Genomic DNA, 25,839 nt, shown 5'->3' with positions numbered 1-25,839 from the left:
CGGCCCAATAATTTGTAATTGGCAATTGAATAATTGCATTGAACATGTAGCTAATAAAAACAATGACCTGTCAGTGCGACTGCATCAGAGGGAGACGGATCGGATGCTCAATGAGTTCAAAGCATTTATCGCCCGCGGCAATGTCATGGACCTTGCTGTCGGTGTTATCATCGGCGGCGCTTTCGGGGGGATCGTCAGGTCGCTGGTGGACGATATCATCATGCCGATCGTCGGTGCCATTTTCGGCGGCTTCGACTTTTCGAACTATTTCATCGGCCTGTCGTCCAACGTGAACGCGCCGACACTGACTGCTGCCCGCCAGCAGGGCGCGGTCCTGGCCTATGGCAGCTTCATCACGGTTTTGATCAACTTCATGATTCTCGCATGGATTATCTTCCTGATGGTCAAGGGCGTGAATACGCTCCAGAAGCAGGTGGACAAGCAGATGAAGATCAAGGAGGCCAAGGACGAGGCCGCCGCGCCGCCGGCCGATGTGGCGCTGCTGACGGAAATTCGCGACCTGCTGGCCAAGCGTCCGGCCGTCTGATGAGATTATGAGCCTTCGCCGACGGGCGCGGGGCTCATCCATCACGAAAATCGATATCGCATCACCGAATGTCATGGGATTTGCCGCCTTATTTGCTTTATATGGGCGCAAACCGGAGTGATGCATGTCGATAGTCAGCAGTCTTAGCCCGCGCGCCCTCCTGGCGCCAGAAAGCGGGATCGTCGAAGTCGTCAACTATGCCCGTGGCCGTGACGGCCTCCTGCCGCTTTGGGTCGGCGAGGGAGATCTGTCGACGCCGGATTTCATCAACAAGGCGGCGATCGAAGCGCTGTCGAGCGGCGAGACCTTCTATACCTATCAGCGCGGCATCCCGGAACTGCGTCAGGCGCTTTCCGACTACTATGCCAGACATTTCGACCTCTCTCTGCCGGTCGAGCATTTCTATGTCACTGGTTCCGGCATGCAGGCGATCCAGATCGCCGTGCAGGCGCTGACCTCGCCGGGCGACGAGCTTGTCTACCTGACGCCTGCCTGGCCGAACATCGCCGCCGCCCTGGAAATTGCCGGCGCCCGATCGGTCGGCGTGCAGCTGACCTTCGAGGGCGGCAAGTGGGCGGTCGATCTCGACCGCATCGCGGCGGCCATCACCCCGAAGACCAGGGGGCTGTTCATCAACACGCCGTCCAATCCGACCGGCTGGACCGCAACCAAGCATGATCTCGCAGCCATCCTGGCGCTCGCGCGCAAGCACGATCTCTGGATCATGGCCGACGAGATCTACGCGCGCTATTACTTTGCCGGCGGTCGCGCGCCGTCCTTCCTCGATGTGATGGAGCCCGACGACAAGGTGATGTTCGTCAACTCCTTCTCCAAGAACTGGTCGATGACCGGCTGGCGTGTCGGCTGGATCGTTGCCCCGCCGCAAACCGGCCAGGTGATCGAGAACCTCATCCAGTATTCGACCTCGGGCGTGGCGCAGTTCATGCAGCGTGGTGCGGTCGCGGCCCTGAATGAGGGCGACAGCCTCGTGCAGTCGAACATCGACAAGGCCAGACGCTCCCGCGACATCCTGTGCGACGCGCTGATTGCAACGAACCGCGTCGAGACGCTGAAGCCGGACGGCGCCCTCTATGCATTCCTGAAGATCGACGGCGTGACCGACAGCCGCAAGGCAGCGATCGACATCGTCGACAAGACGGGTGTCGGGCTGGCACCCGGCGCGGCGTTCGGCGCTGGCGGCGAGCTCTTTCTGCGCGCCTGCTTCCTGCGCGACCCGGCCCAGATCCAGATGGCGGCCGACAGGCTGTGCGACTACATCCTCAAGCTCTAGGAGTGTGGAGCCGGCTCGACCCGGGCGATTATCCTTCCCAGACCATAGCTAGATTGCTCCGAGCGTCTCGTCGAGCCAGTTGAACACGCGCAGGTCCCTCAGCCCATATGCCGCCGGCTCGCAGTGCAGGTCCGCGCCGTCGGATGCCGAGAAGGGGATCAGCGTCTTGGGACAGCTCAAGAGGTCGTATAGCTGGCGCGACTGCCCTGGCCAGAATGCTTCGTTGGCCGGCTCGGTAATCAGCATCGGGCACTCGATCTTCCCGGCAACGTCCATGAGGTTGTACGCCATCGTCGCTTTGAAGGCGTCGAAATACGACGTCACGCCATAAGGTCTCATCCGGAAGGCCACGGATTTCTTGGTGGCCGGGTCCAGCATCTTGTTCAGATTGCCGTCGAACTCATCCTTGCGGCCTGCCTTCAGGAGTTCGATCATCGGAGGCGGCAGCGTGGCCGTCCATGATTTGGAAACATCGCAGACACCGGGATCAACGATGGCGGCGGCGATCCGCTTCTCAAACGCAACCGCGCGCGGAACCCAGTATCCGGCCTGGCTGATGCCCTGGATCGCGATCCTCTTCGGATCGACACCGGGACGGCCCAGGGCAAAGTCGACCACCGGCGTGACAACATGCTCCCAATCCGGCCTGAAGGTGAGTTGCTGCTTCCACAGGGCGTAACCTTGTCCGGCCCGTCGAACGTCAGGCAGTCGTAACCTCGCGCCGTTGCTCCGGCTGCGCCAAGCATCCACATGTCGAGCGCTGAGCCGTCGCTGCCGTTGACGAGGATCAGCAGGGGGCGCTTTTCCCGGGCGCTCTTGCCCCGGAAATAGAAGCCACGCAGGCCTACGCCCTCATAAGGAATGCTGATCTGTTCAACTGGGGGATCGCATAGATCGATCGACTTCAGCCAGCAATCGTCCATCATCTGCCAGGCTGCCGCAACCCGCATTGGATCACCGGTGCCGTCCGCGAAGTAGATGGCGCTGTCATAGAAACTCTGCGTCCAGAGATAGGCCTGCCGCGCGCTTTCCGTGTGACCGCCATCTGCCGAGTTTTCGGCCAGGAGGCGGGCTTCATCGCCAGCGGCGATCATCGCCCGGTACGCGCTGTCGAAGTTGCCGTCTTCGATCTGCCGGATGGTGAACAGGACCTTGCCGATGTTTGCGCCCTGGTAGTAGGCGCGACCGAGGCTCGCCAGGAGGACGAATTCGAAGGCGGAGTTCTTGAAGAAATAGGTTGTCTGATGGGCGGCCAACGGCGTTGTCGGCAGATTGGTCGTTTGGTGCGCAAGGTCTTGCGCCTCTCCGGCGGAGGGTTCGGTCGTTACTCCCGCGCCCGTCCCCACTCCTCAGCGCTCTTTTTAAGGCCGGACTGCTTCCTCGTCATCCTCATGGATCCCCCTCCGGATGCCTGCCCACGGATGCTAAAGCGTGGGGACTATAACATCTTCGCGGCCCGATGGTTAGAGGCATTGCAACCGCAGGGGTTAGACTGGCGCTCTGGCGCTCGAAGGAAACTATTTATCGTTGTCACTAGTCGATTGGCGCTTCGTGCGCGACCCGGCGCAGATCGAGTTCGCTGCCCAACGGTGCTGCGACGACATCCTCAAGCTTTAATGGGATCAAAAGCTGACAGACGAAGGTGCGCCTGCGGCTCCCTCACGGCAATAGCCTGGAGGAGCGAGGCGGCTTCAACCGCCAAGCTCCACTTTCGCTTAGGATTGCCTAGCTCCTCAATCGTTGATTTCGGGCTCGACGAGCTTTGCCAGATTGCGCAGCGATTCCTGCCAACCGAGATAGCATGCCTCCGGGGGAATAAGGTCCGGTACGCCCGCCTGGACAACATTCAGTTCGGTGCCGACAGAGACCTTCTTCAAGGTTACCGTGACCTCCATTTCACCGGGAAGGTTCGGGTCGTCGAACTTGTCCGTGTAACGGAGCTTCTCGTTCGGAACCAATTCCAGATAGCTGCCTCCAAAGGAGTGGCTATTTCCAGTCGTAAAGTTCCGGAAGGACATCCTGTGTGTTCCGCCGACCGCTGGCTCCAGATGATGCACCGTGCAGGTAAACCCATTTGGCGGAAGCCATTTGGCTAGCGCATCCGCCTCCAGGAATGCGCGATAGACTTTCTCAGGGCTGGCAGCCAGGATGCGGTGAAGACGTATCGTGTTGGGCATGATGATCCTCCTTTGAATGCAGCATGGGAATGCCCGAGGACGAACCTATCTTTGTCACTCCGACAATGGATTGAAAATATTCGCTCTCAGCCTATGTCGGTTCCGTGTCCAGTAGGGCTGGCATTGTTGCTCCTGCCAGTCCAGTTGTCTTTACGACTGGCATGCCAGCTATACAGCTTGGGCATGTTTGGTGTAGCAATTCCCTTAGAGGTTTAGCGGGGAGAGTGGGACCGTGGTGAGGAAGATAATTTCTCTCTTATTGGGAACGGTGCTCGTCATCTCCGGAATCTATGGCGTCCTGTACCTGCTGTATTTCACCGTTTATCCCGTCAGGACCCTGTATTATCTGGTGCCCGGCGGGCTGTTCGTCATTGGGATAGTGATCCTGTGGGAAGATCTTACCAAATTCCTTCGGCGGCATTGAAAGTCAGGACCTGTGAGCTGCCGCAGAAAAGAGCCCTCGAAATAGTACATCGATAAAATTGTAGCGGAGCCCGAAATCGGCCTCTAACCACGCCATCAAACTTACCCGCGAGGAAGCCCCGCAGCGCGCTTTCGATAGGAAATTCTGAAAGGAAAGCAGCGTCAGATGCCCCCGCGTGAATGAAGCGGGGATGCGGGATATGGCAATTTTGGTCACGGGTGGCGCGGGCTACATCGGCAGCCACATGGTCTGGACATTGCTGGATGCGGGCGAAGACGTCGTTGTCCTGGACAATCTTTCGACCGGCTTTCGCTGGGCGGTCTCTCCGCGTGCGCGCTTCTATCTCGGCGATGTCGCCGATGCCCAGCTTCTGAAGACGATCTTCATCGAGAACGACGTCGACGCCATTATCCATTTTGCCGGCTCCGCGATCGTGCCTGCATCCGTCGCCGATCCGCTTGCCTATTACGACAACAATTCCGGCAAGACGCGGGCGCTGTTGAGCGCTGCGATCAATGCCAACATCCGCCATTTCGTCTTTTCCTCCACCGCCGCCGTCTACGGGCCGCAGAAGACGTCCGAGCCGGTCAGGGAGACCGCGCCGCTCAATCCCGAGAATCCTTACGGCCAGTCCAAGCTGATGACGGAATTCATGCTGCGGGACGCGGCGGCAGCCTACGACTTCAACTATGTCGCGCTGCGCTACTTCAACGTCGCCGGCGCCGACCCGTTGGGGCGCAGCGGTCAATCGACATCAGGCGCCACCCACCTGATCAAGGTCGCCTGCGAGGCGGCACTCGGCAAACGCACCGGCGTTCATGTCTACGGCATCGATTACCCGACTCATGACGGTACCGGCGTGCGCGATTACATCCATGTCAGCGATCTCGCCGCGGTTCACCTGAAGGCGCTGCAGCATCTGCGTCGTGGGAGCGGCTCGCTGGTTGCCAATTGCGGCTACGGCGCCGGCTATTCGGTGCTCGACGTGCTCAACATGGTCACGCGCCTGCACGGACACTCCTTCAAGATCCACATGGCGCCGAGGCGTCCGGGCGATGCCGCAAGTGTTGTTGCGGACTCAAGCCTTGCCCAACGCGTTCTGGATTGGAAGCCGACACACGATTCATTGGAGACAATCGTCCAAAGCGCGCTCGACTGGGAACAGTTCCTGATGGATCGCAACGTCGACGATCTTCAGAGCCTCCATCGAGCGCTCGCCGCCGCCTCGTTCTGAGAAACGAAATCAATCCCAGCCCGGCCATCGACTATGCCGTCGAGTGCGCTAAGGTGGCATGACGGTTGATGGCACCGGTTCGCTTGACGCCGGATTGCGACGCGAAGGATGCAACGAGCGAGGAGGTCAGCATGCGAGACGAGGTTCACCAGAGTGAGGTGATTGTCGAACGGCGCGGCTCGGCCGGCATCATCCGCCTCAATCGACCGCGTGCGCTGAACAGCCTGACACTCGATATGGTCCGCGCCTTTGCCGCCGCAATGGGCGACTTCGCGGCAGACGCCAGCATCGCCATGGTGATCGTTTCGGGCGAGGGGGAGCGCGGCTTCTGCGCCGGCGGCGACATTCGCGCGCTGCACGAGAGCGGCCGCGCCGGCACCGACCTAGCCACGACCTTCTGGCGCGAAGAATTCCGCCTGAATCACCGGATCGCGACCTACCCAAAGCCCTATGTGGCGCTGATGGACGGCATCACCATGGGCGGCGGCGTAGGCCTGTCATCGCACGGCCGCCACCGCGTCGTAACGGAGCGAACCAAGCTTGCCATGCCGGAAACGGGGATCGGCTATTTTCCGGATGTCGGGGCGACCTGGCTGCTGCCGCGCGCGCCCGGCGAGGCCGGCACCTGGATGGGGCTGACGGGACTGACCGTCGACGCGGCCGACATCGTCTATGCCGGACTGGCCGATCACCACATCGCTTCCTTCCGGCTGCCTGACATCGTCGATACGCTGGCGGAACTGCCGCGAAACGCGACGCCCCGTGACGTCGAGGTGGTGTTGAAGAATCTCTCCAGCGATCCGGGGACGAGCGCCGTCAAAAGCAACCGCGACCTGATCGAACGTTGCTTTCATTTCGGCACCGTCGAGGAAGTCATCGATGCGCTTGGGAAGGAGCCCGGCGATTTTGCCGCCGAAACGCTGCGGATCATCCGGACCCGCTCCCCGACCAGCCTGAAACTTGCGCTTCGTCTGCTGCGCCAGGGCCGGCAAAGCAGGAACCTTGCCGAATGCCTGAACCGCGAACTCGGCGCCTGCCAGCAGATATTGAAAAGCCCGGATTTCTACGAGGGCATCCGCGCCGCCATTATCGACAAGGATCGCAATCCGCAGTGGATGCCGGCGACACCAGAGGCGGTCGACCAGGCGGCCATCGACGCCTTCTTCAAGCCCGCGGAGCCGCCGCTGGCGCTCTAGCGCCACATCCCGCGCATGCGTGCTCCGACATCGACGCGCACCTGTCGCGCCTGATGCGACGCGCCGCCATCGGCTCTGGATTGCGGCCAGCCGACCACCTCGAAGAACTGCAGCAAGGTTGCCGGAATGAAGCGCGTGCGCGACGCATAGACGTGCCGGTCGCCCTGCGCGTTCTGGCCGTGCGTGAAGAAGCGTTGCGGCACGACGAGGTCGAGATTGTCCTTGGCGCGGGTCATCGCGACGTAGAGCAGTCGCCGTTCCTCCTCGATCTCGGCGCTGGTGCCGACGGCGAGGTCGGACGGGATGCAGCCGTCGACGACGTTCAGCATGAACACCCGCGTCCATTCCTGCCCCTTGGCGGAATGGATCGTGGAGAGGATCAGATAATCCTCGTCGAGCAGCGGCACACCGGCCTGGTCGCTGGTCGCATCCGGCGGGTCGAGCGTCAACTCCGTCAGGAAACGCTCACGGGAAGGATAGCCGCTGGCGATCTGCTCGAGTTGCAGAAGGTCGGCTTGGCGCGTCGATGCATCCTCGTGCAGGCGCTCGAGATGCGGCGAATACCATTCGCGGACGAGGCCGATTTCTGCCGGCCAGCCGGCCTTGCCGGTCTTCACCTCCTGCAGCATCGCAACGAAGGCCGTCCAATCCTCGCCCGAGCGGGGAGGGGCCGGCAGGTCGGAAAGGGCCTGCATCGGGCTGGCATCCGCGGCCATCTGGTCGATGACGCGCTGCGCCGTCGACGGCCCGACACCCGGGAGCAGCTGCATCAACCGGAAGCCGGCGACGCGGTCGCGCGGGTTCTGAGCAAAGCGGAGAGCCGCGAGCATGTCCTTCACGTGCGCGCTGTCGAGGAACTTCAGCCCGCCGAACTTCACGAACGGAATGTTGCGCCGGGTCAGCTCGACCTCCAGCGCTCCGCTATGATGCGAGGCGCGGAAAAGCACCGACTGCTGCTTGAGCTTCACGCCTTCTTCGCGGTTCTCCAGCACCTTGTCCGCCACGTATCGCGCCTGGTAGGCTTCGTCGCGCACGGTGACGAGCCTTGGACGTTGGGCCGATTGGCGCTCGGTCCAGAGGTTCTTGGTGAAGCGCTCCGAGGCGAGGTCGATGACGGCGTTCGCCGCCGCGAGGATCGTCTGCGTCGAACGGTAGTTGCGATCGAGCGTGATGATGTTTGCCGAGGGGCTGAACGCGGCGGGAAAGTCGAGAATGTTGCGCACGGTGGCCGCGCGAAACGAATAGATCGACTGCGCATCGTCGCCGACGACGGTCAAGCCTTGTCCGCCAGGCTTCAAAGCGAGCAGGATCGAGGCCTGCAGCCGGTTCGTATCCTGGTATTCGTCGACAAGCACGTGGTCGAAGCGGCTGCCGATATCGTCGGCGATGATCGGTTCGCTGACCATCTGCGCCCAGTAGAGGAGCAGATCGTCATAATCGAGAATGTTCTGGCTCTGCTTGGCCTCGACATAGGCGCCGAAGAGGTCTCGCAACTGGTTTTCCCAGGCCGAGCACCAGGGGAACGCGTCGCGCAGAACGAGGCCGAGTTCGCTTTCCGAATTGACCACGCGCGAATAGATCGCAAGGCAGGTGCCCTTTGTCGGAAATCGGCTCTCCATTTTCGAGAAGCCGAGCTCGTGCCGGATGAGATTCATCAGATCGGCGCTGTCTTCCCGGTCATGGATCGTAAAGGCGGGGTCGATGCCGATCTGTTCCGCGTAATCGCGCAACAGCCGTGCCCCGATGCCGTGAAAGGTTCCGCTCCAGGCAAGCGCGTCCGCCATGATGCCGGATTTGCCGCCGAGCACCTGGACACAGATACGCTCGACACGACGCGCCATCTCGGCGGCCGCGCGGCGGGAAAATGTCATCAGCAGGATCCGGCGAGGATCGGCGCCCTTGACGATCAGGTGCGCAACGCGATGCGCGAGCGTGTTCGTCTTGCCCGAGCCGGCACCGGCGATGACGAGCAAGGGACCGGCAACGTGGGTGCCGTCAGTGAGCGTGCCGTATTCGACGGCCGCGCGCTGCTGGGGATTGAGCTTTTCAAGATACATTCAGCCGTCCGGTTGCTTCGGCGGAGAATCGCACCGCGGAAATATTCGACGTTCCTTGAATGTTCTCGAACGCTGCGGCTGTCAAGCGTGAGAGCATCAGGGGAAATCGGGCACGATGACGCGCCTCGTCAGTTTCAGCGTGCGATCCGGCTGGAGGATATAGGTTTCCTTAACCCTCTGGCCGCGGGAGTCGTAGAAGGAATTGTAGATGACACTGCCGGGCGGCGATTTGGTCAGTTTCGTGCGCGGTTGCCCGCCATAGGTGATGCTCCCCGGAATGGGCTGAACCTCGGTGGAGCTGTCCGTCGTGCAGCCCGATAGTATGACGAGCGATAGAAACGTCGGAAGCAGAACCTTCATCGCGGTAACCCTTAACTAAACCTATGGTATATATGGCGCCTCAGATCAGGGCGCCAAGTAGCGTGGGCTGGGCTCCGCGAGATTCTTTCGAGTATAGATTGGTGCGGCGCAACTAAAACTCCCCTCCGGCGTTACCCTGTAACAGACTTTGCCATTTGGAGGCGATGATGGTGCTTCGATTTCAGACGACGGAAGGTCACGGTGGTGCTTGCGGGCAGGGCCACAGCCTCGCGTCAACACGCGCCTCGGTCGAAAGCGCTCTCAGTGCCGCCTATGACGTCGATAGTAGCGAAATCGTCGTCTCGATCCTGGGGCTCTATGTCGTCCTGGAAGGATTCGTCCGGCAGAAAGGCCATGTCGAGCGGGCGGTCGAGATTGCCGAAGACGTGGTCGGGAAGGGTTATGTCCGCAGCCGGATGCTGCGGCGTTAGCCAGCCTACTCACATGTAATACTGTAAGTTCATCAGTTTTGACGCACGCATACGGCATGTTGCTGCGCACCCGGAAATATCCGCCTATCTTCATATAAAATAATACAATTTAGCTCGACCGAAAATACGAAGAATTAACTGTGCGAAAGTAGTAGCGGCGACACTGGAACTAAAAGCGTGTTTCATTAGTTAATGCTTGTAATCAAAACACGGGAGAAGGGCATGCGAAGACTTCTTCGACTGGGAGCGCCGGCTTTTGCGCTGGCATTAGGGACTTTCATCACGCCAGCTTCGGCTTCACTCGAGATTACGAGCGACTATTCCGCCCTGCCGCAGGACGAGATGGCGATGAACGAATATACCGGTTCGGTGTCCTGCACCGCGCCGACGACGCATTATGTGCCATCCTTCATCCGGTCTTTTGACGGCACCATTATCGGCGTCGGTTACCTCGAGGTGCAGAGCGACGGTCGCTGCTGATCGTTTGCTCGTCCGTCTCGGAATCCGATGAAATAGGGTAGGAAGATCGCGCTCCCCAAGCCGGAGACCGATCAACTTTTCTGGTTGTGAGTTGTGCGTTGCAGCACATTGCGTTAGCTTCCGCGAAGCTGAGCCTCAACCAGAAGGATACCCTATGATCATTGAGAGCAAGCGGATCGGATGCCTCGACGGGCTGCGCGGACTGGCCGCACTCTGGGTCCTCCTAGGTCACAGCCTGCAACTGACGGGTTGGCACCTTCCGATCCTGTCGTCGCCGGATTTGGGCGTCGACCTCTTCATTATGCTGTCCGGCTTTCTGATGGTCTTTCACTATCGGTTACGCGAGAGCGCCAACCCCTGGGAGAAGCCATCCACCTGGTTCGGCTTCTGGCTGAAGCGCTTTTTCCGAATCGCGCCACTCTACTACGTGATGCTGTGCATCGCCCTGTTGCTGGGGCCGCAGCTCTATGCGAGCCGCATGGTCATTGACACCTTCCTATCCCACGGTCCGCAATTGCCGGAGCGCTATCTGGACGGTAGCCTGCGCAACCTTCTCATCCACGCGAGCTTCCTCTTCGGACTGCATCCGGCCTATGCGTTCCGCACACCACTGCCCGATTGGAGTCTTGGTTTGGAGATGCAGTTCTATGCGGTCTTTCCGCTGGCGATGCTGCTCTTGAGGAAAGCCAGATGGCTGCCCGGCGCCGCCCTGATTGCGCTTGGCGGTTTCGTAGTCGCCAAGGCCGTGCAGGCCGCCCACATCGATTTTCCGATGCCGTCTTTCCTGCCGCTGAAGATGCATGTCTTCCTGTGCGGCATGCTGATCGCCAACGGATTGTTCGTGACGCCGCGGCAAACCGTCATGAATGGCCTGCTTGCCGTCATGCTGGTCATGATTCCGATCGGCGGCGACATGACCTCGACGAAGGTCGCCGTCCGCCTGCTTCTGGTCGTCGGCTTCTTCGTGCTGGTGCATTATCATTTGTTGCCAGGTCTGGTCGGAAAGCTCGGCGATCGCGTCTCATCGCTGATGGGAAATCACTTCTGCCATTGGCTCGGCGAGCTCTCGTTCGGCGTCTATCTGATTCACCTGCTTTTGCTCCAGCCGCTCGCAGCATTCGTCATAACGCATTTCGGGGCTGGGATTTCCGCGCCGGCGCGCTTTGCGATCGTGGTCGCCGCCCTGCTGCCATTGGCCTATGCGCTGGCATATCTCGGCTTCACCCGCATCGAGGGGCCGGGCCAGACGCTTGGGCGCAAGGTGCTGGAAATAATGCGGAGACGGCGCCTGAAACCGGCCTGACGCATCGGCTTATCGCAATCGAGGCTCGTCTGCTTTCGCTGAGGGTGACGAGCCTCTGACCATCATCATGATGGCTGCACACTTTCTATTGAGGGACGTGCCTTGATGGCAATGAGGTTAATCGCGCTCCCAACAGCAAGCGCTGCCGAGGGTTAAACAAAAATAAACCATTGCCCTGTTCCGGGACAGGTTGTCGACGATCTGCCGGCGATTGGCGGATCAAGGCCCGGTCAGTTGACCTTCAGCTTGGCTTCTTCCGCGGCCGCTACGAATTCCGCGCGTGCCTCCTCGATCGTCTTTCGACCATCAAGGGCGGCTCTGCAAGTGCTTCTTGCCTTCAGATAATGCAACCCGCGACTGCTCGGCCACAGGTCTGCCAGGCATTTCAGCGCGTCCATAGGGCCGACGATCGTTCGTGCGCCCGTATTTTCAAACCCCACATGAATAGGATTATTCCACTTCTCGCTGGCCATAGGCGCATTCTCCGTTGCTTACGCCAAAATGTGCAAGTCAGCCTTCGCGTTCCCCCAGAAGGCCCGTACTGAGTGTATATTAGCGATATTTTCGGAGCCCGCAAACAGGAAAACCGGGTGCTGGTTGATCTCGGTATCCACCGGCACCGTCCCCCAGACCGCAGATCTTTTGAGTGCCGTGGGAGGTTGTCTCTTTTTTAGCCGGCAGATCGGCTAAGCGCACTTTTAACTGGCTGAAAACAACGCTTTGTGCAACCATGGAAAGCTCAACGTCAGTCGCCCTCTGTTAGCGTTGGAGATCGGTGATGCAGGACCTCAAGAACGTTCTGAATGCTGAATGCCAGAAGTATGTTTCTATGGTCATATCCATGCGGCGCGGCAACCAGCGATGGCTCGAACGGGATGCTGCCACGGGCTCGAACGTAGACGTGACCGATGCAAAGCTAGCGGCCTTTGAGGAAACCGTCCGGACGCTGAGGCAGATGATCCAGGACCTCGATGAGTCCGACTATACGCTGTGCCGTCCGACGAAGGATTGGCACTTCGACGCCTGAGGCCGGACCAGGGCATTCTCTTCGAGCCGATGACTCGGCAGTGCTTTCCCGCGAGTCCTATCGGAAATTCTAAAGCGATTGCGGATCATAGACGCAGGCATAGTCGAGAACGCACTGTTTTCCGGTGGCATCTGGCAGGTTGGTTGTGTCCCGTTGGTCGCCGGGGCCACATTTGGCCGGCGGATAACGGAAGCTCCGGCCTCCGATGCCGACGCGCACGAAAAGCTTTTTCTCCTGGCGAATGATTTGCGTGATCTCAGAGCAGGTATGCTCACGGGCATTGATCTGCGTCACCGCGCCGGCAAAGGAGACAGCAAAAGCGCAGCCCCTAGAACCACATTTTTCATGAACGCCTCCTGGTTGCTGACAGTTAAACAGCGCACGCAGAGCGATTCAATTGAAATCTCAGGGCATTGCGTAGCTCCGCTGACGGGAGAGGCGTTCTTTCGCAGCCGAGAGTCACAGGTTGCCGAGGCGCGGCAATAATGAGTGTCCAGTCACACGCTACCGTCTTGTTTTTGTTGAGTTTCCGTGTGCCGGCTCTGGACGCCACCGTTAAGATGCACTTAAGCCTACTTGTTCTTCAGTAGCCATACCTTCCCGGCCATTGTTATCCCGTAGACGTCTTTCGAAGCGTTATCGTCGAGATGCCGCCGCTCCAGAAAGCCAGGCGCCTTTAGCTCATCCAGAACTTTGGCTGTTACGGACTTCACTTTCAGAGGCCGTTCCTTCCAGCGGTCCGACTTTGCGTAGGTTACCGTCGCATTCTGGTGCGTCCATTTGTTCGATGGCTGAAGATACAGGTCCCCGTCCCGAGCGAGTTTCAGTGCGGCAATCTGCGATGGCGTAAGCTCGATCATGTTAGGAAACCTATTTGTCTTCTGTCTCGTGAGAACGTGACGGGAACATGCCGCACGGATTTTCTGTGCAATTCGTGGTCTGTTCCACACTTTCACGTCGTTTCGCGCGCCTCTCGGTCGCTGACGTCCACGCTCTTCTATCTGATTTTCCTAGAGAAAACTGGTGCTGCCGAGTGGGATTGAACCACCGACCTCACCCTTACCAAGGGTGTGCTCTACCACTGAGCTACGGCAGCAAGGACCAGACGCGCAACCGAACCGGCTGCATTGCGTGAACGGGGGGCCTATTGCCACAGCTTCATGATAAGCGCAAGCCGCAATTTCCATCTTTGTAGAGATTGAGGCCGGCCCACTTTTGGATTGGCGCGAATTCGGCTAAGTCTGGGCGATGACCGAAAACACCAAAAAAGGCCAGAAGAGCCGCAAGACCGAGATCGAACGCCAGGCAAAACTGCGTCGCGAGCGGGCCGCCGAAAAGCTCCGAGAAAATTTGTCCCGCCGCAAACAGCAGACCCGTGCGCGTCGATCGGGGCAGGCGGATGAGACGGATGGCCTGCCTGCCGCAAAAATGGACGAATCATAATGTTCGGTTCACGGCGAATTGAAGCCCCCGCTAATTTCGTCTAAACACCCGCATCTTTTTACAGACAGCCTTTCAGAAAGGCGGGCATCGCCCGTAAGCGCACATGGATCGTATTAGAATTGTCGGCGGTAATGAGCTTAACGGCATCATTCCGATTTCCGGCGCCAAGAATGCCGCCCTGCCGCTGATGATCGCCTCGCTGCTTACCAGCGATACACTGACGCTTGAGAACGTGCCGCATCTGGCCGATGTCGAGCTGCTGATGCGCATCCTCGGCAATCACGGCGTCGATGTTGCCGTCAACGGCCGCCGCGAGCGTCAGGAAGACGCGTACTCGCGCACCATCCACTTCACCTGCCGCACCATTGTCGATACCACCGCTCCCTATGAGCTGGTGTCCAAGATGCGCGCCTCCTTCTGGGTCATCGGCCCGCTGCTGGCGCGCGAAGGCCAGTGCCGCGTCTCGCTGCCGGGCGGCTGCGCCATCGGCACGCGTCCGGTCGACCTGTTCCTCGACGGCCTGACCGCGCTCGGCGCGAACCTCGAGATCGACGGCGGCTATATCAATGCGACGGCGCCGAAGGGCGGTCTGATCGGCGCCCGCTACACCTTCCCGAAGGTATCCGTCGGTGCGACTCACGTCATGATGATGGCCGCAACGCTTGCCCGCGGCACGACCGTCATTGGCAACGCCGCCCGCGAACCGGAGGTCGTCGACCTCGCCAACTGCCTCATTGCCATGGGCGCCAAGATCTCCGGCGCCGGCACCAGCACGATTACGATCGAGGGCGTCTCGTCGCTTTCCGGCGCGCGCCATCGCGTCCTGCCCGATCGCATCGAGACCGGCACTTATGCCATGGCCGTCGCCATGGCCGGCGGCGATGTCACTCTTGAGCACACGGATATCGCGCTTCTCGACACGGCCCTTGAAACGCTCCGCCGCGCCGGTGCCGAAATCTCGCCGACCAGCAACGGAATGCGCATCCGCCGCAATGGCGTCGGCATCAAGCCGGTGGATATCGTCACCGATCCCTTCCCGGGCTTCCCCACCGACCTGCAGGCGCAATTCATGGCGCTAATGACGCGTTCGACCGGCATCTCGCATGTCACCGAGACGATTTTCGAAAACCGCTTCATGCATGTGCAGGAACTAGCGCGCCTGGGCGCGAAGATCTCGCTGTCTGGCCAGACGGCGAAGATCGAAGGCGTTCCGCGGCTGAAGGGTGCGCCCGTCATGGCGACCGACCTGCGCGCCTCCGTCTCGCTCGTCATCGCCGGCCTTGCCGCCGAAGGCGAGACGATGGTGTCCCGTGTCTATCACCTCGATCGCGGCTTTGAGCGCCTGGAAGAAAAGCTCACCCGCTGCGGCGCCATCGTCGAGCGTGTGAGCGAATAACGAAAGGGCGCTTCTTAGCCCTTCGATATGGTTGCGCATTGTCCTGTCGCGCCTTATGTCCGTTGTCTGACGCATCGCCATTCCGGCGATGTATTGGCGATGGGGTATTGCCTGAATGACCGACCTGAAGCTGGTAGCGCTCGATAGCGAAGATCTTGCCGTCGTCTCCGCGCATTTGCAGGATAGCGTCTTCAAGGTCGCCGATCTGGCCTGGTCGCCGCGCGAAGGTCAGTTCTCGGTCGCCGTCAACCGCTTCGTGTGGGAAGAAGCCGGCAAGAAGCGCAGGGGGTTCGAACGCCGCCGCGCAGCTGTCGTCTTCAAGCGTGTACTTGCGGTTCGCTCCACCGGCATCGATCGCGAGAACCGCGACGCGGTGCTGTCGCTGCTTGCTATCCGCTTCGAGCAGAAGGGCGAGGGGCCGGAGGGAACGGTCGAGCTGGCGCTGTCAGGCACGGCAAGTGTTGCGCTCGATGTCGAATGCATCGAGGTTCAGCTTGCGGATATCGGCGGAGCGTGGGAAACCGCATCCAAGCCGCGCCATCCCGGCGCCTGAGAACTGGTTGTTCTGTAATCAAAGAGGAATATCGCATTGGCAATCTGGCTGGATCAGGCATCGGAAGGCTTCGAGCAACGGTTTGCCGCCTTCCTGACGACCAAGCGCGAAGTCTCCGAGGATGTGAATACGGCAGTCCGCGCCATCATCGATGACGTCAGGGCGCGCGGCGACGCGGCGCTTGCCGAATATTCGAAGAAGTTCGACGGGATCGATTTTGCCGTAACGCCCATGCGTGTGACGGAAGCCGAGATCGATGCAGCGGTCGAAGCTGTGCCGGCCGAAGTGCTTGGCGCGCTGAAGGTCGCGGCCGTGCGGATCGAATCGCATCATCGCCGCCAGTTGCCGAAGGACGATATCTATGAGGACGACATGGGCGTCGGCCTCGGGTCTCGCTGGACGGCGATCGAGGCGGTCGGCCTTTATGTGCCTGGCGGCACGGCTAGCTATCCGAGTTCGGTGCTGATGAATGCCGTGCCGGCCAAAGTTGCCGGCGTCGACCGCATCGTCATTGTCGTTCCCGCAACCGGCGGCGTGGTCAATCCGGCCGTGCTTGCAGCCGCCAAACTCGCGGGCGTCACCGAGATCTACCGGCTCGGCGGTGCGCAGGCCGTCGCTGCCCTTGCCTACGGCACCGAAACCATTGCGCCGGTCGCCAAGATCACCGGCCCGGGCAACGCCTATGTGGCAGCCGCCAAGCGCCAGGTTTTCGGCACCGTCGGCATCGACATGATCGCCGGTCCCTCGGAAGTGCTTGTCATCGCCGACAAGGATAACAATCCGGACTGGGTGGCGGCCGATCTTCTGGCGCAAGCCGAGCACGATGCGAGCGCGCAGGCGATCCTCGCGACTGAGGATGCCGAGTTCGCACGGTCCGTGGAAGCAGCGGTCGAGCGGCAGTTGAAACTGCTCAATCGGGCCGAAACCGCTGCCGCAAGCTGGCGCGACTTTGGAGCGATCATTCTCGTGAAGTCGCTCAAGGACGCGATTCCGCTGTCAAACCGGATCGCGCCCGAACACCTGGAGCTCGCCGTTGCCGATCCGGACGCGCTGCTGCCTCGCATCCGCAATGCCGGCGCGATCTTCATGGGCGCCCATACGCCTGAAGTGATCGGTGACTATGTCGGCGGCTCGAACCACGTTCTGCCGACGGCCCGCTCGGCCCGGTTCTCCTCCGGTCTCTCAGTGCTCGATTTCGTCAAGCGCACCTCGATCCTGCGCCTCGGTCCCGAGCAACTTCGCACGCTCGGTCCCGCCGCCATCGCACTGGCCGTTTCCGAAGGACTGGACGCACACGCACGGTCGGTAGCGATCCGCCTGAACCTGGAAGGGTGACAGATGGCAACGGGCGACTTTCGGCTTTGCGACGTCGTCCTTGACGACAGCATCGGCAGAGCGACGCCCGACGTCGAACACGAGCGCGCGGTCGCCATCTTCGATCTTGTCGAGGAAAACAGCTTTACGCCCGTGGGGCATTCCGGTGGGCCGTACCGGCTGAATATCTCGCTGGTCGACTCCAAGCTGGTTTTCGCGATCACGACGGAGGACGGAGGCGCCGTCGCCACCCACATCCTGTCCTTGACCCCGTTTCGCCGCATCGTGAAGGATTATTTCCTGATCTGTGAAAGCTACTACGAGGCAATCCGCTCAGCCTCGCCGAGCCGCATCGAGGCGATCGACATGGGGCGGCGCGGCATTCACAATGAGGGCTCGCAGACGCTGAGGGACCGCCTGAACGGCAAGATCGAGATCGATTTCGATACCGCACGCCGGCTGTTCACGCTGGTTTGCGTGCTCTACTGGCGCGGTTGAGGCCGATGGAAGCGCCAGTCGACGCAGGCGAAGGAAAAAGGCCGGGCGCCATCCTGTTCATGTGCGGCATGAACTGCATTCGCTCCCCCATGGCCGAGGTGATCGCCCGCAGCATGCTGCCTGCGAACGTCTATATCAGATCCGCCGGCGTCCGTTCGGGGGAGCGGGACCCCTTCGTCGATGTTGCGCTTGAGGAGATCGGCCTTTCTCTTGGTCGGCATCATCCGCATACGCTGGAAGAACTGGAAGATGATTACTTCGACCTGATCATCTCGCTCTCGCCGCAAGCGCACCATGCAGCGCTAGAACTGACCCGGTCGAAAGCCATCGAAGTCGTCTATTGGCCGACCATCGATCCGACCGTTGTTCAGGGCACGCGAGAGCAGATTCTGAACAGCTACCGGCAAGTCCGCGATCATCTGACCGAACTGATCGAGAGCCGGCTGGTTAGAAGAAACATCATTGCCGCGCACTCGGCGTGAAACAAATGACGGAAACGCGATCAATTAGGTTCACAAACCCTCGTTGATTGTGTAGTTTCCGCCCAAAATTTTGGGCGGCCGCCGCCGTCATCTCAACCCACAGGAAGAAAACCTCTATATGCCTAAAGAAGAAGTCCTCGAATTTCCGGGTATTGTGACCGAGCTTCTGCCGAACGCAACGTTCCGCGTAAAGCTCGAAAACGAACACGAGATCATCGCTCACACTGCTGGCCGCATGCGCAAGAACCGCATCCGCGTTCTGGCCGGCGACAAGGTTCTCGTTGAAATGACGCCCTACGACCTGACCAAGGGCCGCATCACCTACCGCTTCAAGTAGGCCTGCATACAAGGCTTGAAAGGCCGCTTTCTCCGTGTTCCGGTGGTCGAGGTTCCATGGCGCTGAAATACAAGCTCATTCTGGCTTCCGGCTCGCCCCGCCGCGTTGATCTGCTCAATCAGGCAGGGATCGAGCCTTCGCGTCTCATGCCGATGGATATCGACGAGACGCCGAAAAAGTCTGAGCACCCGCGCTCACTCGCCCGGCGCCTGTCGACGGAAAAGGCCGAGGCAGCACTTGCCGCCATCAAGGGCGACATGACGTGGAAGGGCAGTTACATCCTGTCGGCCGATACCGTCGTCGCTGTCGGACGCCGCATTCTTGGCAAGGCCGAGTTCGCGGATGAGGCGTCAGCCTCGTTGTATCTCTTGTCCGGGCGCAGCCACTGGGTCTATACCGGCGTCTGCCTGGTGACGCCCGACCGCAAGATCCGCCAGAAGATTGTCGAGACGAAGGTTCGCTTCAAGCGCCTTTCCGGTTTCGAGATCGAGAACTACCTTGCATCGGGGCAGTGGCGCGGCAAGGCTGGCGCCTACGGTATCCAGGGCCTGGCCGGAACATTTGTGCAGAAGATGGTCGGCTCCTACACCAACGTTGTTGGGTTGCCGCTTTATGAAACCATCCTTTTGCTGACCGGCGAAGGCTTTGACGTGCATAGCCGGTGGGCCGAGGGCTGATCCTCGAAGGAACCGCCGATGTCTGACGAAAACAAGACCGCCAAGGTCGAACCGCTGCGCAAGACGCGGCCCTGCCCGGAATGCGGCAAGCCGTCCAACCGCGAACACTACCCGTTTTGCTCGAACCGCTGCCGCGACCTCGATCTTTCGCGCTGGCTCTCCGGCTCATACGCCATCCCCGTTGCCGACGACGAGGCGAAGGCGGATTACAATGATGAGGAATAGGTCCGTTTTTCCACGGGCGAAGCCATTAAATTCGTTGATGAATTTGGAAAATTCCAAGGCTTCTCAAAAAACTGTCATTTGGCGCTTGCCATGTCCGGACAAGATGCTATAACCCCGCTCGCTTCCGGGGCGAACCAAGGCCCCTCGGTTCTTTCCCAGGAAAGAATGTCTGCGAAGCGGGTTAGCCCAGATAGCTCAGTTGGTAGAGCAGCGGATTGAAAATCCGCGTGTCGCTGGTTCGATTCCGGCTCTGGGCACCATTTCACCACCCATTTAGTCGTGTTTATCTAGCCAAGTTTCCAGAAGCCTGGCTTGGCTGGATGCCACTATCTCTTAATGACCGCTTTCGGCCCCAAGCGGACTATCCGTTCAATTTGCATTGCTGGCAGGTTTGCGCGATTCCGGGAGCCGCTCCACTGACAACGCACCCCTGGTCAATCCCAACCGCTTGAGGCTGCATCGTGTAGTTGCAACACGGACGGAGGTAAATTAGTATCCTCTGACATTGAGGCGAGGGGTGAAGCCGGCCATTCGCTGGTGCCAGGTTATCTCAGGGCGATTTCGGTTGGGGGACCGAGCCATGGGGATGGAATTCGACGTTGCTAGCATAGAACGCGCGTTCGTCGAGGCGGCACTCGATCCAACGAAATGGAACGAGGCGATGAACGCCGCCACGATCGCCACTGGATGCACCGGTGCGGTTCTTTTTGATACCGGCAATCATCTGCCAGGACTGCCACACAGCGAAAGCATGGTTCGGTCGCTCGAGGCCTATGTCGAGGGTGGCTGGATTGATCGCGACGTCCGCTACGGGGTGCTTTCGACGCTGGTGCAGAGGGGTGTTGCGACGGATTTCGACATATTCACCCCCGATAGCATCTCGAGGCATCCCTACTACCAGGAATTCCTCGCACCGAACGGGCTGCAATGGTTCGCTGGGGTCAAGGTCGCGTCGAGCGACAGCCTCTGGTGTCTGGCCCTGCAACGCTCCCCAAGTCTCGGTCCGTTTACTCCGGCACAGCTGCACTCCCTGGTGAGCCTCTCAGGGCGTCTCGGCACGGCCTGCGCCATAACAAGGACGCTCGGCCTCGGGCGCATCGATGCTGCACTCGAGGCCTTCGACATGAGCATGACGGCGGCGATCATCTTTGATGGATGCGGCAATGTTCTAAGGTTGAATGCGGCAGCCGAGCGCATTGTCAACGAGCCTGCCAGGGATGAAACCTGTCCTACAATCACCGTGCGGGCAAAGCGCTTATACTCATACGACACCTCGGCTTCGAGGTTGTTCGAGATGGCCCTCGCACAGGTGATACTCCGAAAGGACACGACGTTCGCCGATCCGATCCGGTTGCCGCGACAGGATCGCGTTCCGATCCTCGCCTATGTGACTTCCCTAGCTTCGATCGCATTCAACCCGCTGGCTCCCGGGCAGGCCGTCGCAATCCTGATCGATCCGGATGAGCGGCGCTCGCCCACGCAAGCGTGCCTTCAGAAATGCTTCTCATTGACCCCAAGCGAATCCAAGCTGGCGCAGAAGCTGGCGATGGGACTTTCCCTCGACGACGTTTCCAGGGAATGTTGCATCTCCCACGAGACGGCCAGAAACCATCTCAAGGCCATCTTCGGCAAGACGAACACGCATAGGCAGTCGGAACTTGTCGCCGTCCTTTCGCAGTTCGGCCAGACGCGACCCGCGAATTGACGCGCGCTAGATTTTTGCGTGGCCGGAAACCCAATATTCTTTCCTCAAGGTCTCCGAAAATATCGAAAGAGCTACGTCAAAACCTTTAGCACGGGCGGCAAATCCGACGCGAAAGTGGTCCGGGCATCTAAAGCAGTCGCCTGGCACGACCAGGACGCCGGCATCGGCGAGCGCCATGCAGATCGGGCGGGCGTTTCTGCCGTCCATAACCCAGGGGAACGCGATTGTCCCGGCTTGAGGCTTAACCCACGACAGGATGCCTGGCTGGCTCTCCATGAAGCTCGCAAGCTTCGTAAAATTTGCGGACGCCACTGAGCGCAACCGCGCAAGAATAGCGTTGCGATTGGCAAGGGCGTGGGTTCCGATCCTCTCCAGGAGCGGCGCGCTGCCCATCGTGAAGTAGCTTCGTGCTTCGACGATGCGCTTCCGTCTCCGCCCATCGGGGTCGACAATCCATCCCAAACGCAGTCCAGGAAGGCTAAATGTCTTCGACATGTCACCGATGACAATCACATTTTCGATGCCTGTTGCCGACCGTTCGGCCGTCCCGAAATAGACAGGGTGATAGGCCTCATCCACAACCAGCGGAATCCCGCGGTCCCGGAGGCCGGCTGCGAGTTCGGAAATCTTGCCGCGTGACAGGATCGTTCCCGCCAGATTGTGTGGCGTATTGACCAACGTCAAAACGGTCTTGTGGTCCGAAGCCGCAAGGATTTGATCGGCGTCCTGCCGATAGCCGTTGTCCCGCGACAACTCGTATCGACGGGTTTGCAAACCCCATGCCTGCGCCATAACTTCGAAGGGAGTAAATGCGGGGTTCGGAATAAGGACATTGTGATCCGGCTGGGCCGATATACAAAGCAGGATCGCGATTGCCTCCGATGCACCGGACGTCACAACGACCCATTCCGGATCGACGTCGTAAAGCGCAGCGATCACCCCTCGGAGATCAGGGTCGCCGTCGGGAGGCGCGTCGCCCAGAACGACTTCCGAGACATTCACCGCCTCGTTTCCCAAAGCTAGCAGTTCCCTCAATGTCCAGGTCGGTCCCGCGCTCGAAGCCAGGTCGTAGAGTATAGGGGATCGCGAGGATCCGTATTTCGCCAACCATTGATCAAGCAGGTACGGTGCAAGCTGCATTTGCGACACGTCCTTCTGGTTCGAAATGACCCATCGTTGATAGGTTGAACCGTCATGGCATGAATGCCGGAAGTTGGGTGACGCCAAGCAGTATGCATCCGCGACTTCCGGGAATTTCCTGATTTTCCATATCAGTTGGGAAGGGTCTGCCCATGGCGGCATGCGTCAGGAATGATGGTCGTTGTTCTGTCAGTCGTTGCGATGGCGACCCACTTCCTCCCACCGACAGACGACAAAACGCCTCACCATTCGTCCACCGGCTGCGGCAGACCCCGTCCCCCCTCTAACGGACCGGATTTTAGTGTTGAGACAATACAACCGCATGACCCGTTTGGGTCATGCGGTTAAGGAAAATCGCGGTGTGGATGCGGTACCTCCGGCTGCCACGAAGATCATTGGCTTCTCCACAGCCGTGACGCACCAGTCGTAAGGCCACCCGCAGGGAAACCTCTTTGGCACAGCGTGCAGCTAGGCTGGCCCACGAAGGCGAACGCAGGACGCTTGAGCGCCTCGTTCGCCCTCAATTGGCCCAGCCCCGGTCAGTAACCGCACGACAACGCGTTTGTCGGTCTGAAGCCATGTGCACAGGCGGGATTCACGGAATACCGCGGTTGATACTGAAAATCTCCGCGATTTGAACTTTGCGGAGTTGTTGTGCAGGCCGAAGCAAACGCGGCGAACCCTATCAGTATAAGCATCCGAAGTCTGCGCATCGGTTTCTCCCTGCAGCGGTTGAACTCGTGTAGAGAAACAATCTACCACCCCATCTGGCGCATGCGAACGAACACTTGACGGCGAAATTGGCTTTGTGTGGCGCCAGTGGAGCGGTACCTTGCACGGCGTGAATACGCCCCTTGACGCTGTCGCAAAATGAGAACAAAATAGGAACATTCCTATGGAGGTTCTCATGACCCATACTGAACAGGTTATCGCGAATGCCCTTGCTGCCGTCGCCGCAAGCCGGGCGGAGCGGGAGCGCGATGCCGAGCGCCGCAAACGCGTTTTCGGCCATATCGATATCGGCCGCCCTCTGCCTGTAATCAAAGGCCAGCAACTCAGCCTTGACCTTCACTGATGACGACGTGATTGAGACGATCGCCACCGTGCTGAAGGACGTCCGGTGCCAATCGGTATCTTGCGATGGCATTGCGTGGCCGGAACTCGTTTGCCGCCGGCCCAAATGAGTTGGTCCGCACCGGCTCCTGCCGCGAAATTCGACGACAGGGGTGCCTCCCGTGACTGCGGCCCAGTCGTCACCGTCGCCCATATTGACGGGACACGTGATCTGCCCGCCCTCTATGTAGAACGTGTCCCAGCCCGGACCCATGTCGATATTGCCGTTGACCGCTCCTGGATCGCTGAAACCGCGATTGACATGTCAGTCGTCGCCCAGGCCCGTCGTCGCTGACCCAGCCTGATAGCGAACGCTCACCGCCGATGGCTTGCTGGCCGCCAACTGAGGCAGGTCATCAACCTTCGCCGTTACCGTCGCCCGGCTCACGTGCTGAGGCGTGGTGGCAGGCACGGCCCAAAGCAGATCATTCTCAGTCAGCCGATGTGGCGGTGAAGACAGCCAACTGGGCATCGAAGGCACGCTTGAAGGCCGGCCGCGCTTTGCCGCGGGCGACATAGGCGAAAAGGTTCGGGTATTCGTCCAGCATGCCCAATCCTTCCAATCTGCGCAGTACCGTCACCATGAGGATGTCGGCGGCACTGAAGTTCCCGTCGAGCCAGTCGGCATCGCCAAGCCGATCGGAAAGTTCGCTCAGTCGCTTGCGAATGCGTTTGTCAATCATAGGCAGGCGCTGCTCGTACCAGGGCTGGTCGCCCTCCAGGAACCTGGCAACTTCTCTATCGACGATCGGCGGCTCTATTGTGTTCAGTGCGGCAAACATCCATGCGATCGCGCGTGCCCGGGCATTTGTATCCTCAGGCAGCAGGCCCGCATGGCGCTCCGCGATATGCAGCACGATCGCCCCCGACTCAAACAGGGCGAGATCGCCCTCCTCATAGGTCGGAATCTGCCCGAAAGGTTGGACCGCGAGATGCGCGGGTTCCCTCATCGCTTTGAACGAAAGAAGACGAACGTCGTAAGGCTGGTTCACTTCTTCGAGCGCCCAGCGAACGCGCATGTCGCGCGCCAAACCCCTGCCACGATCGGGCGACCGTTCAAAGGCGGTAATGGTGATGGCCATTGTTGTTCTCCATAGCGTGTCTGTCTTGAAGACGACCGGCTAAACGAGATTCCGACACCCAATGTTCAAGATAGTCCTCGCGGTTGGTTCAAATAGGGGAAGGATTCTTGCTGGCGCGAGGGGGCAGCTTTCGACTTATGCTAGCCGTTTCTTCCGCACAGGCCGCAAACGCCCACATCGCGAAGGGCGCCTTGCCTGCTTCGACTAAGCCATCCTTCGCAGCACATCGAGCAGCGTCTGGGCGTCATCATTGGCGCCGATCCGCCGGAGGCCGTCGTCCGCAAGCGTAGCGATCGCCTCGAGCGCTTCGTGCTCGCTCCAGCCCGCATCGACCGATGCCGCGACGAGATCGCGGAAGGCGAACTGCAGCGCGTCCTGGCAGCGGATGTCCCGGTCGGGGTCATCAGTGGCGACGAAGGGTTTGTAAATGTCTCTCATCTCGCTCTCCACGAATGTGCCGACGAGGCAGAATAGTCGAAATGTGTTTAAGGAAATGCTTAAGAATTTGCCAATCTACAGGGATGAAATGCCGATGCGATGGGCGGGGAGTGTTGCGGCGCGTAGCGGTCTCCCGCAACGGTAACAAAATGGTCCTCAGAAGGTTAAATCTCGGACGGCCGCCGTTCTCAATTCTATTGCGGAATGATAATACTGTCAGCGCAAACGGAGGGGGATACTCTATGCCACGCATATCGCAGCTATACTTCAGGACGGCAGTCATATTTCTGATTATCGGCATCCTCATGGGGCTGAACATGGCGATCTCGCAGGATCACAGCGTGATCGGCGCCCATGCGCACTGTAATCTCTTGGGTTGGGTGACGATGGCGATCTTTGGCGGCTACCACGCCCTCAATCCTCAGAAGGCCGAGAAGCGTCTCGCGATGATCCAGTATTACGTCTACACGGCAGGCATCGCGCTCATGGTGCCGGCGCTCTATCTCATGCTTCAGGGCAATACGGCCATGGAGCCGATCGTCGCTCTCGCGTCGGTCATCACCTTCGTCGGCGTGTTGCTGTTCGCTTTCATCATCTTCTCCAGCGAAAAGGTGGTACTCACACCGCCGGCGCCGTCATATCGCTGATCTGTCCAATGCAGCGTCTGGCAGGGTAGCCGCCCTGCCTGGCACTCCGCCCAGCGCATCTCGTCGCCGGACATCGATGTCGCTTTAATTGCGAGCCCGTTGCCCAAAGCTTGTCGCGTCTAAATCGCCTCATAGCCTGCGGCCCTGAAGTAGTTTCGACATTCTTCGACGGGGAACAGTGCACAGATGTCGCTCAGGGCATTTGATATTGCGTCGAAACTCCTTGCGGCTTTCTTTCGTAGGAGCGTCTTGAGTTTCGAGA

At 59.8% G+C, this 25,839-nt stretch carries 32 protein-coding genes and 2 tRNA genes; 22 read left to right on the top strand and 12 right to left on the bottom strand.

The annotated features are described in order from the left end of the window. The first annotated feature begins 103 nt into the window (after positions 1–103). Both mscL and IB244_RS25670 read left to right on the top strand, forming a co-directional pair. The gene (mscL, locus tag IB244_RS25675) at positions 104–547 is read left to right on the top strand and encodes a large conductance mechanosensitive channel protein MscL (RefSeq protein WP_018858571.1); all 444 of its coding nucleotides are present in this window, start codon (positions 104–106) and stop codon (positions 545–547) included. A 124-nt stretch (positions 548–671) separates the two neighbouring features. Continuing rightward, on the top strand, positions 672–1,838 hold the full coding sequence (locus IB244_RS25670; protein ID WP_192306098.1) for a pyridoxal phosphate-dependent aminotransferase: 1,167 nt from the start codon (positions 672–674) through the stop codon (positions 1,836–1,838). A 48-nt stretch (positions 1,839–1,886) separates the two neighbouring features. On the opposite strand, the gene IB244_RS25665 is transcribed toward IB244_RS25670, so the two are convergent. From IB244_RS25665 to IB244_RS25655, 3 genes are all read right to left on the bottom strand, one after another. Continuing rightward, positions 1,887–2,273, bottom strand: a complete 387-nt coding sequence (locus IB244_RS25665; protein WP_169683779.1) for a hypothetical protein — start codon at positions 2,271–2,273, stop codon at positions 1,887–1,889. Continuing rightward, a complete protein-coding gene (locus IB244_RS25660; RefSeq protein ID WP_192306096.1) occupies positions 2,270–3,184 on the bottom strand; it encodes a hypothetical protein in 915 nt (304 codons plus the stop codon). The genes IB244_RS25665 and IB244_RS25660 overlap by 4 nt, the downstream gene beginning before the upstream one ends. A 387-nt stretch (positions 3,185–3,571) precedes the next feature. After that, the gene (locus tag IB244_RS25655) at positions 3,572–4,015 is read right to left on the bottom strand and encodes an SRPBCC family protein (RefSeq protein ID WP_169683781.1); all 444 of its coding nucleotides are present in this window, start codon (positions 4,013–4,015) and stop codon (positions 3,572–3,574) included. A 623-nt stretch (positions 4,016–4,638) separates the two neighbouring features. On the opposite strand from IB244_RS25655, the gene galE reads away from it, so the two are divergent. Together galE and IB244_RS25645 are read left to right on the top strand one after the other, a co-directional pair. Continuing rightward, a complete protein-coding gene (gene galE / locus IB244_RS25650) occupies positions 4,639–5,673 on the top strand; it encodes a UDP-glucose 4-epimerase GalE (protein ID WP_169683782.1) in 1,035 nt (344 codons plus the stop codon). A 131-nt stretch (positions 5,674–5,804) separates the two neighbouring features. After that, the gene (locus IB244_RS25645; RefSeq protein WP_026371968.1) at positions 5,805–6,869 is read left to right on the top strand and encodes an enoyl-CoA hydratase/isomerase family protein; all 1,065 of its coding nucleotides are present in this window, start codon (positions 5,805–5,807) and stop codon (positions 6,867–6,869) included. On the opposite strand, the gene IB244_RS25640 is transcribed toward IB244_RS25645, so the two are convergent. Together IB244_RS25640 and IB244_RS25635 are read right to left on the bottom strand one after the other, a co-directional pair. Next, entirely contained in the window at positions 6,866–8,926 is a 2,061-nt protein-coding gene (locus IB244_RS25640; RefSeq protein ID WP_169683784.1) for an ATP-dependent helicase, read from the bottom strand. The two genes, IB244_RS25645 and IB244_RS25640, sit on opposite strands and share 4 nt — an antisense overlap. A gap of 96 nt (positions 8,927–9,022) precedes the next feature. After that, the gene (locus tag IB244_RS25635) at positions 9,023–9,286 is read right to left on the bottom strand and encodes a hypothetical protein (protein WP_018858561.1); all 264 of its coding nucleotides are present in this window, start codon (positions 9,284–9,286) and stop codon (positions 9,023–9,025) included. 167 nt (positions 9,287–9,453) lie between these two features. On the opposite strand from IB244_RS25635, the gene IB244_RS25630 reads away from it, so the two are divergent. The 3 genes from IB244_RS25630 to IB244_RS25620 all read left to right on the top strand — a co-directional run bounded on the left by IB244_RS25630 (position 9,454) and on the right by IB244_RS25620 (position 11,500). Further along, positions 9,454–9,717 (top strand): BON domain-containing protein, encoded by a 264-nt coding sequence (locus IB244_RS25630; protein ID WP_018858560.1) that lies wholly within the window; start codon positions 9,454–9,456, stop codon positions 9,715–9,717. 222 nt (positions 9,718–9,939) lie between these two features. After that, positions 9,940–10,197: a hypothetical protein gene (locus IB244_RS25625; RefSeq protein WP_018117007.1), complete on the top strand. Its 258-nt coding sequence runs from the start codon at positions 9,940–9,942 to the stop codon at positions 10,195–10,197. A gap of 154 nt (positions 10,198–10,351) precedes the next feature. Then, positions 10,352–11,500: an acyltransferase family protein gene (locus tag IB244_RS25620; RefSeq protein ID WP_169683785.1), complete on the top strand. Its 1,149-nt coding sequence runs from the start codon at positions 10,352–10,354 to the stop codon at positions 11,498–11,500. Positions 11,501–11,730: 230 nt separating this feature from the next. Here IB244_RS25620 and IB244_RS25615 read toward each other — a convergent pair whose 3' ends face one another. Further along, positions 11,731–11,973: a DUF982 domain-containing protein gene (locus IB244_RS25615; RefSeq protein ID WP_018858558.1), complete on the bottom strand. Its 243-nt coding sequence runs from the start codon at positions 11,971–11,973 to the stop codon at positions 11,731–11,733. A 305-nt stretch (positions 11,974–12,278) separates the two neighbouring features. Between IB244_RS25615 and IB244_RS25610 the strand changes: the two genes are divergently transcribed. Continuing rightward, positions 12,279–12,527, top strand: a complete 249-nt coding sequence (locus tag IB244_RS25610) for a hypothetical protein (RefSeq protein WP_018858557.1) — start codon at positions 12,279–12,281, stop codon at positions 12,525–12,527. A gap of 69 nt (positions 12,528–12,596) precedes the next feature. Here the strand turns inward: IB244_RS25610 and IB244_RS32980 are convergent, their stop codons facing one another. The 3 genes from IB244_RS32980 to IB244_RS25595 form a co-directional block, all read right to left on the bottom strand. Then, positions 12,597–12,821 carry a hypothetical protein gene (locus tag IB244_RS32980; RefSeq protein WP_409564087.1) on the bottom strand — a complete coding sequence of 75 codons (225 nt, stop codon included), beginning with the start codon at positions 12,819–12,821 and terminating at the stop codon, positions 12,597–12,599. Positions 12,822–13,099: 278 nt separating this feature from the next. Then, positions 13,100–13,387, bottom strand: a complete 288-nt coding sequence (locus tag IB244_RS25600) for a hypothetical protein (RefSeq protein WP_192306094.1) — start codon at positions 13,385–13,387, stop codon at positions 13,100–13,102. A 161-nt stretch (positions 13,388–13,548) separates the two neighbouring features. Further along, positions 13,549–13,623, bottom strand: a tRNA-Thr gene (locus IB244_RS25595). A gap of 152 nt (positions 13,624–13,775) precedes the next feature. On the opposite strand from IB244_RS25595, the gene IB244_RS25590 reads away from it, so the two are divergent. The 11 genes from IB244_RS25590 (at position 13,776) to IB244_RS25540 (ending at position 21,157) form a co-directional block, all read left to right on the top strand. Beyond that, entirely contained in the window at positions 13,776–13,970 is a 195-nt protein-coding gene (locus IB244_RS25590; RefSeq protein ID WP_018858554.1) for a hypothetical protein, read from the top strand. Between the two features lie 103 nt (positions 13,971–14,073). After that, positions 14,074–15,366 (top strand): UDP-N-acetylglucosamine 1-carboxyvinyltransferase, encoded by a 1,293-nt coding sequence (gene murA / locus IB244_RS25585; protein ID WP_169683786.1) that lies wholly within the window; start codon positions 14,074–14,076, stop codon positions 15,364–15,366. 115 nt (positions 15,367–15,481) lie between these two features. Further along, positions 15,482–15,919: a DUF2948 family protein gene (locus IB244_RS25580; RefSeq protein WP_018858552.1), complete on the top strand. Its 438-nt coding sequence runs from the start codon at positions 15,482–15,484 to the stop codon at positions 15,917–15,919. A 36-nt stretch (positions 15,920–15,955) separates the two neighbouring features. Then, positions 15,956–17,254 (top strand): histidinol dehydrogenase, encoded by a 1,299-nt coding sequence (hisD, locus tag IB244_RS25575; protein ID WP_018858551.1) that lies wholly within the window; start codon positions 15,956–15,958, stop codon positions 17,252–17,254. A 3-nt stretch (positions 17,255–17,257) separates the two neighbouring features. Next, positions 17,258–17,731: a UPF0262 family protein gene (locus IB244_RS25570; protein WP_018858550.1), complete on the top strand. Its 474-nt coding sequence runs from the start codon at positions 17,258–17,260 to the stop codon at positions 17,729–17,731. A gap of 5 nt (positions 17,732–17,736) precedes the next feature. Next, positions 17,737–18,213 carry a low molecular weight phosphatase family protein gene (locus IB244_RS25565; RefSeq protein ID WP_018858549.1) on the top strand — a complete coding sequence of 159 codons (477 nt, stop codon included), beginning with the start codon at positions 17,737–17,739 and terminating at the stop codon, positions 18,211–18,213. Positions 18,214–18,331: 118 nt separating this feature from the next. Beyond that, on the top strand, positions 18,332–18,550 hold the full coding sequence (gene infA, locus IB244_RS25560) for a translation initiation factor IF-1 (protein ID WP_003545338.1): 219 nt from the start codon (positions 18,332–18,334) through the stop codon (positions 18,548–18,550). Between the two features lie 56 nt (positions 18,551–18,606). Then, entirely contained in the window at positions 18,607–19,227 is a 621-nt protein-coding gene (locus IB244_RS25555) for a Maf-like protein (protein WP_018858548.1), read from the top strand. 18 nt (positions 19,228–19,245) lie between these two features. Further along, positions 19,246–19,452: a DNA gyrase inhibitor YacG gene (gene yacG / locus IB244_RS25550; RefSeq protein WP_018858547.1), complete on the top strand. Its 207-nt coding sequence runs from the start codon at positions 19,246–19,248 to the stop codon at positions 19,450–19,452. A 184-nt stretch (positions 19,453–19,636) separates the two neighbouring features. Then, positions 19,637–19,712 (top strand) — tRNA-Phe (locus IB244_RS25545). 320 nt (positions 19,713–20,032) lie between these two features. Then, positions 20,033–21,157 (top strand): helix-turn-helix transcriptional regulator, encoded by a 1,125-nt coding sequence (locus IB244_RS25540; RefSeq protein ID WP_169683788.1) that lies wholly within the window; start codon positions 20,033–20,035, stop codon positions 21,155–21,157. 6 nt (positions 21,158–21,163) lie between these two features. Here the strand turns inward: IB244_RS25540 and IB244_RS25535 are convergent, their stop codons facing one another. Then, the gene (locus IB244_RS25535; RefSeq protein ID WP_025660331.1) at positions 21,164–22,297 is read right to left on the bottom strand and encodes a pyridoxal phosphate-dependent aminotransferase; all 1,134 of its coding nucleotides are present in this window, start codon (positions 22,295–22,297) and stop codon (positions 21,164–21,166) included. A gap of 907 nt (positions 22,298–23,204) precedes the next feature. Between IB244_RS25535 and IB244_RS25530 the strand changes: the two genes are divergently transcribed. Beyond that, positions 23,205–23,372 carry a hypothetical protein gene (locus tag IB244_RS25530; protein ID WP_169683789.1) on the top strand — a complete coding sequence of 56 codons (168 nt, stop codon included), beginning with the start codon at positions 23,205–23,207 and terminating at the stop codon, positions 23,370–23,372. A gap of 105 nt (positions 23,373–23,477) precedes the next feature. After that, positions 23,478–23,705: a hypothetical protein gene (locus IB244_RS25525; protein WP_169683790.1), complete on the top strand. Its 228-nt coding sequence runs from the start codon at positions 23,478–23,480 to the stop codon at positions 23,703–23,705. Between the two features lie 136 nt (positions 23,706–23,841). Here IB244_RS25525 and IB244_RS25520 read toward each other — a convergent pair whose 3' ends face one another. Further along, the gene (locus IB244_RS25520; RefSeq protein WP_169683791.1) at positions 23,842–24,492 is read right to left on the bottom strand and encodes a glutathione S-transferase family protein; all 651 of its coding nucleotides are present in this window, start codon (positions 24,490–24,492) and stop codon (positions 23,842–23,844) included. Positions 24,493–24,696: 204 nt separating this feature from the next. Continuing rightward, positions 24,697–24,930, bottom strand: a complete 234-nt coding sequence (locus IB244_RS25515) for a hypothetical protein (protein WP_025660329.1) — start codon at positions 24,928–24,930, stop codon at positions 24,697–24,699. Positions 24,931–25,172: 242 nt separating this feature from the next. Here IB244_RS25515 and IB244_RS25510 point away from each other — a divergent pair, with 242 nt between their 5' ends. After that, on the top strand, positions 25,173–25,577 hold the full coding sequence (locus IB244_RS25510) for a hypothetical protein (protein ID WP_018117009.1): 405 nt from the start codon (positions 25,173–25,175) through the stop codon (positions 25,575–25,577). Positions 25,578–25,839 lie beyond the last annotated feature (262 nt).

This window comes from Rhizobium sp. RHZ02, assembly GCF_014851575.1.
Lineage (GTDB): Bacteria > Pseudomonadota > Alphaproteobacteria > Rhizobiales > Rhizobiaceae > Rhizobium > Rhizobium altiplani.
This window is presented reverse-complemented; position numbering and strand designations above follow the sequence as displayed.

Excerpts from the sequence above, each read along its gene's own strand:
- IB244_RS25535 (WP_025660331.1), bottom strand. The coding sequence starts at position 22,297 with ATGCAGCTTGCACCGTACCTGCTTGATCAATGGTTGGCGAAATACGGA.
- IB244_RS25530 (WP_169683789.1), top strand. The coding sequence starts at position 23,205 with ATGACCCATACTGAACAGGTTATCGCGAATGCCCTTGCTGCCGTCGCC.
- IB244_RS25570 (WP_018858550.1), top strand. The coding sequence starts at position 17,258 with ATGGCAACGGGCGACTTTCGGCTTTGCGACGTCGTCCTTGACGACAGC.
- IB244_RS25600 (WP_192306094.1), bottom strand. The coding sequence starts at position 13,387 with ATGATCGAGCTTACGCCATCGCAGATTGCCGCACTGAAACTCGCTCGG.
- IB244_RS25670 (WP_192306098.1), top strand. The coding sequence starts at position 672 with ATGTCGATAGTCAGCAGTCTTAGCCCGCGCGCCCTCCTGGCGCCAGAA.
- IB244_RS25645 (WP_026371968.1), top strand. The coding sequence starts at position 5,805 with ATGCGAGACGAGGTTCACCAGAGTGAGGTGATTGTCGAACGGCGCGGC.
- IB244_RS25635 (WP_018858561.1), bottom strand. The coding sequence starts at position 9,286 with ATGAAGGTTCTGCTTCCGACGTTTCTATCGCTCGTCATACTATCGGGC.
- mscL (WP_018858571.1), top strand. The coding sequence starts at position 104 with ATGCTCAATGAGTTCAAAGCATTTATCGCCCGCGGCAATGTCATGGAC.
- IB244_RS25655 (WP_169683781.1), bottom strand. The coding sequence starts at position 4,015 with ATGCCCAACACGATACGTCTTCACCGCATCCTGGCTGCCAGCCCTGAG.
- IB244_RS25510 (WP_018117009.1), top strand. The coding sequence starts at position 25,173 with ATGCCACGCATATCGCAGCTATACTTCAGGACGGCAGTCATATTTCTG.
- IB244_RS25625 (WP_018117007.1), top strand. The coding sequence starts at position 9,940 with ATGCGAAGACTTCTTCGACTGGGAGCGCCGGCTTTTGCGCTGGCATTA.
- infA (WP_003545338.1), top strand. The coding sequence starts at position 18,332 with ATGCCTAAAGAAGAAGTCCTCGAATTTCCGGGTATTGTGACCGAGCTT.
- yacG (WP_018858547.1), top strand. The coding sequence starts at position 19,246 with ATGTCTGACGAAAACAAGACCGCCAAGGTCGAACCGCTGCGCAAGACG.
- IB244_RS25615 (WP_018858558.1), bottom strand. The coding sequence starts at position 11,973 with ATGGCCAGCGAGAAGTGGAATAATCCTATTCATGTGGGGTTTGAAAAT.
- IB244_RS25515 (WP_025660329.1), bottom strand. The coding sequence starts at position 24,930 with ATGAGAGACATTTACAAACCCTTCGTCGCCACTGATGACCCCGACCGG.
- IB244_RS25620 (WP_169683785.1), top strand. The coding sequence starts at position 10,352 with ATGATCATTGAGAGCAAGCGGATCGGATGCCTCGACGGGCTGCGCGGA.
- IB244_RS25590 (WP_018858554.1), top strand. The coding sequence starts at position 13,776 with ATGACCGAAAACACCAAAAAAGGCCAGAAGAGCCGCAAGACCGAGATC.
- IB244_RS25525 (WP_169683790.1), top strand. The coding sequence starts at position 23,478 with ATGAGTTGGTCCGCACCGGCTCCTGCCGCGAAATTCGACGACAGGGGT.
- IB244_RS25630 (WP_018858560.1), top strand. The coding sequence starts at position 9,454 with ATGGTGCTTCGATTTCAGACGACGGAAGGTCACGGTGGTGCTTGCGGG.
- IB244_RS25540 (WP_169683788.1), top strand. The coding sequence starts at position 20,033 with ATGGGGATGGAATTCGACGTTGCTAGCATAGAACGCGCGTTCGTCGAG.
- IB244_RS25565 (WP_018858549.1), top strand. The coding sequence starts at position 17,737 with ATGGAAGCGCCAGTCGACGCAGGCGAAGGAAAAAGGCCGGGCGCCATC.
- IB244_RS25665 (WP_169683779.1), bottom strand. The coding sequence starts at position 2,273 with ATGATCGAACTCCTGAAGGCAGGCCGCAAGGATGAGTTCGACGGCAAT.
- IB244_RS25520 (WP_169683791.1), bottom strand. The coding sequence starts at position 24,492 with ATGGCCATCACCATTACCGCCTTTGAACGGTCGCCCGATCGTGGCAGG.
- murA (WP_169683786.1), top strand. The coding sequence starts at position 14,074 with ATGGATCGTATTAGAATTGTCGGCGGTAATGAGCTTAACGGCATCATT.
- IB244_RS25555 (WP_018858548.1), top strand. The coding sequence starts at position 18,607 with ATGGCGCTGAAATACAAGCTCATTCTGGCTTCCGGCTCGCCCCGCCGC.
- IB244_RS25610 (WP_018858557.1), top strand. The coding sequence starts at position 12,279 with ATGCAGGACCTCAAGAACGTTCTGAATGCTGAATGCCAGAAGTATGTT.
- IB244_RS25580 (WP_018858552.1), top strand. The coding sequence starts at position 15,482 with ATGACCGACCTGAAGCTGGTAGCGCTCGATAGCGAAGATCTTGCCGTC.
- IB244_RS25640 (WP_169683784.1), bottom strand. The coding sequence starts at position 8,926 with ATGTATCTTGAAAAGCTCAATCCCCAGCAGCGCGCGGCCGTCGAATAC.
- galE (WP_169683782.1), top strand. The coding sequence starts at position 4,639 with ATGGCAATTTTGGTCACGGGTGGCGCGGGCTACATCGGCAGCCACATG.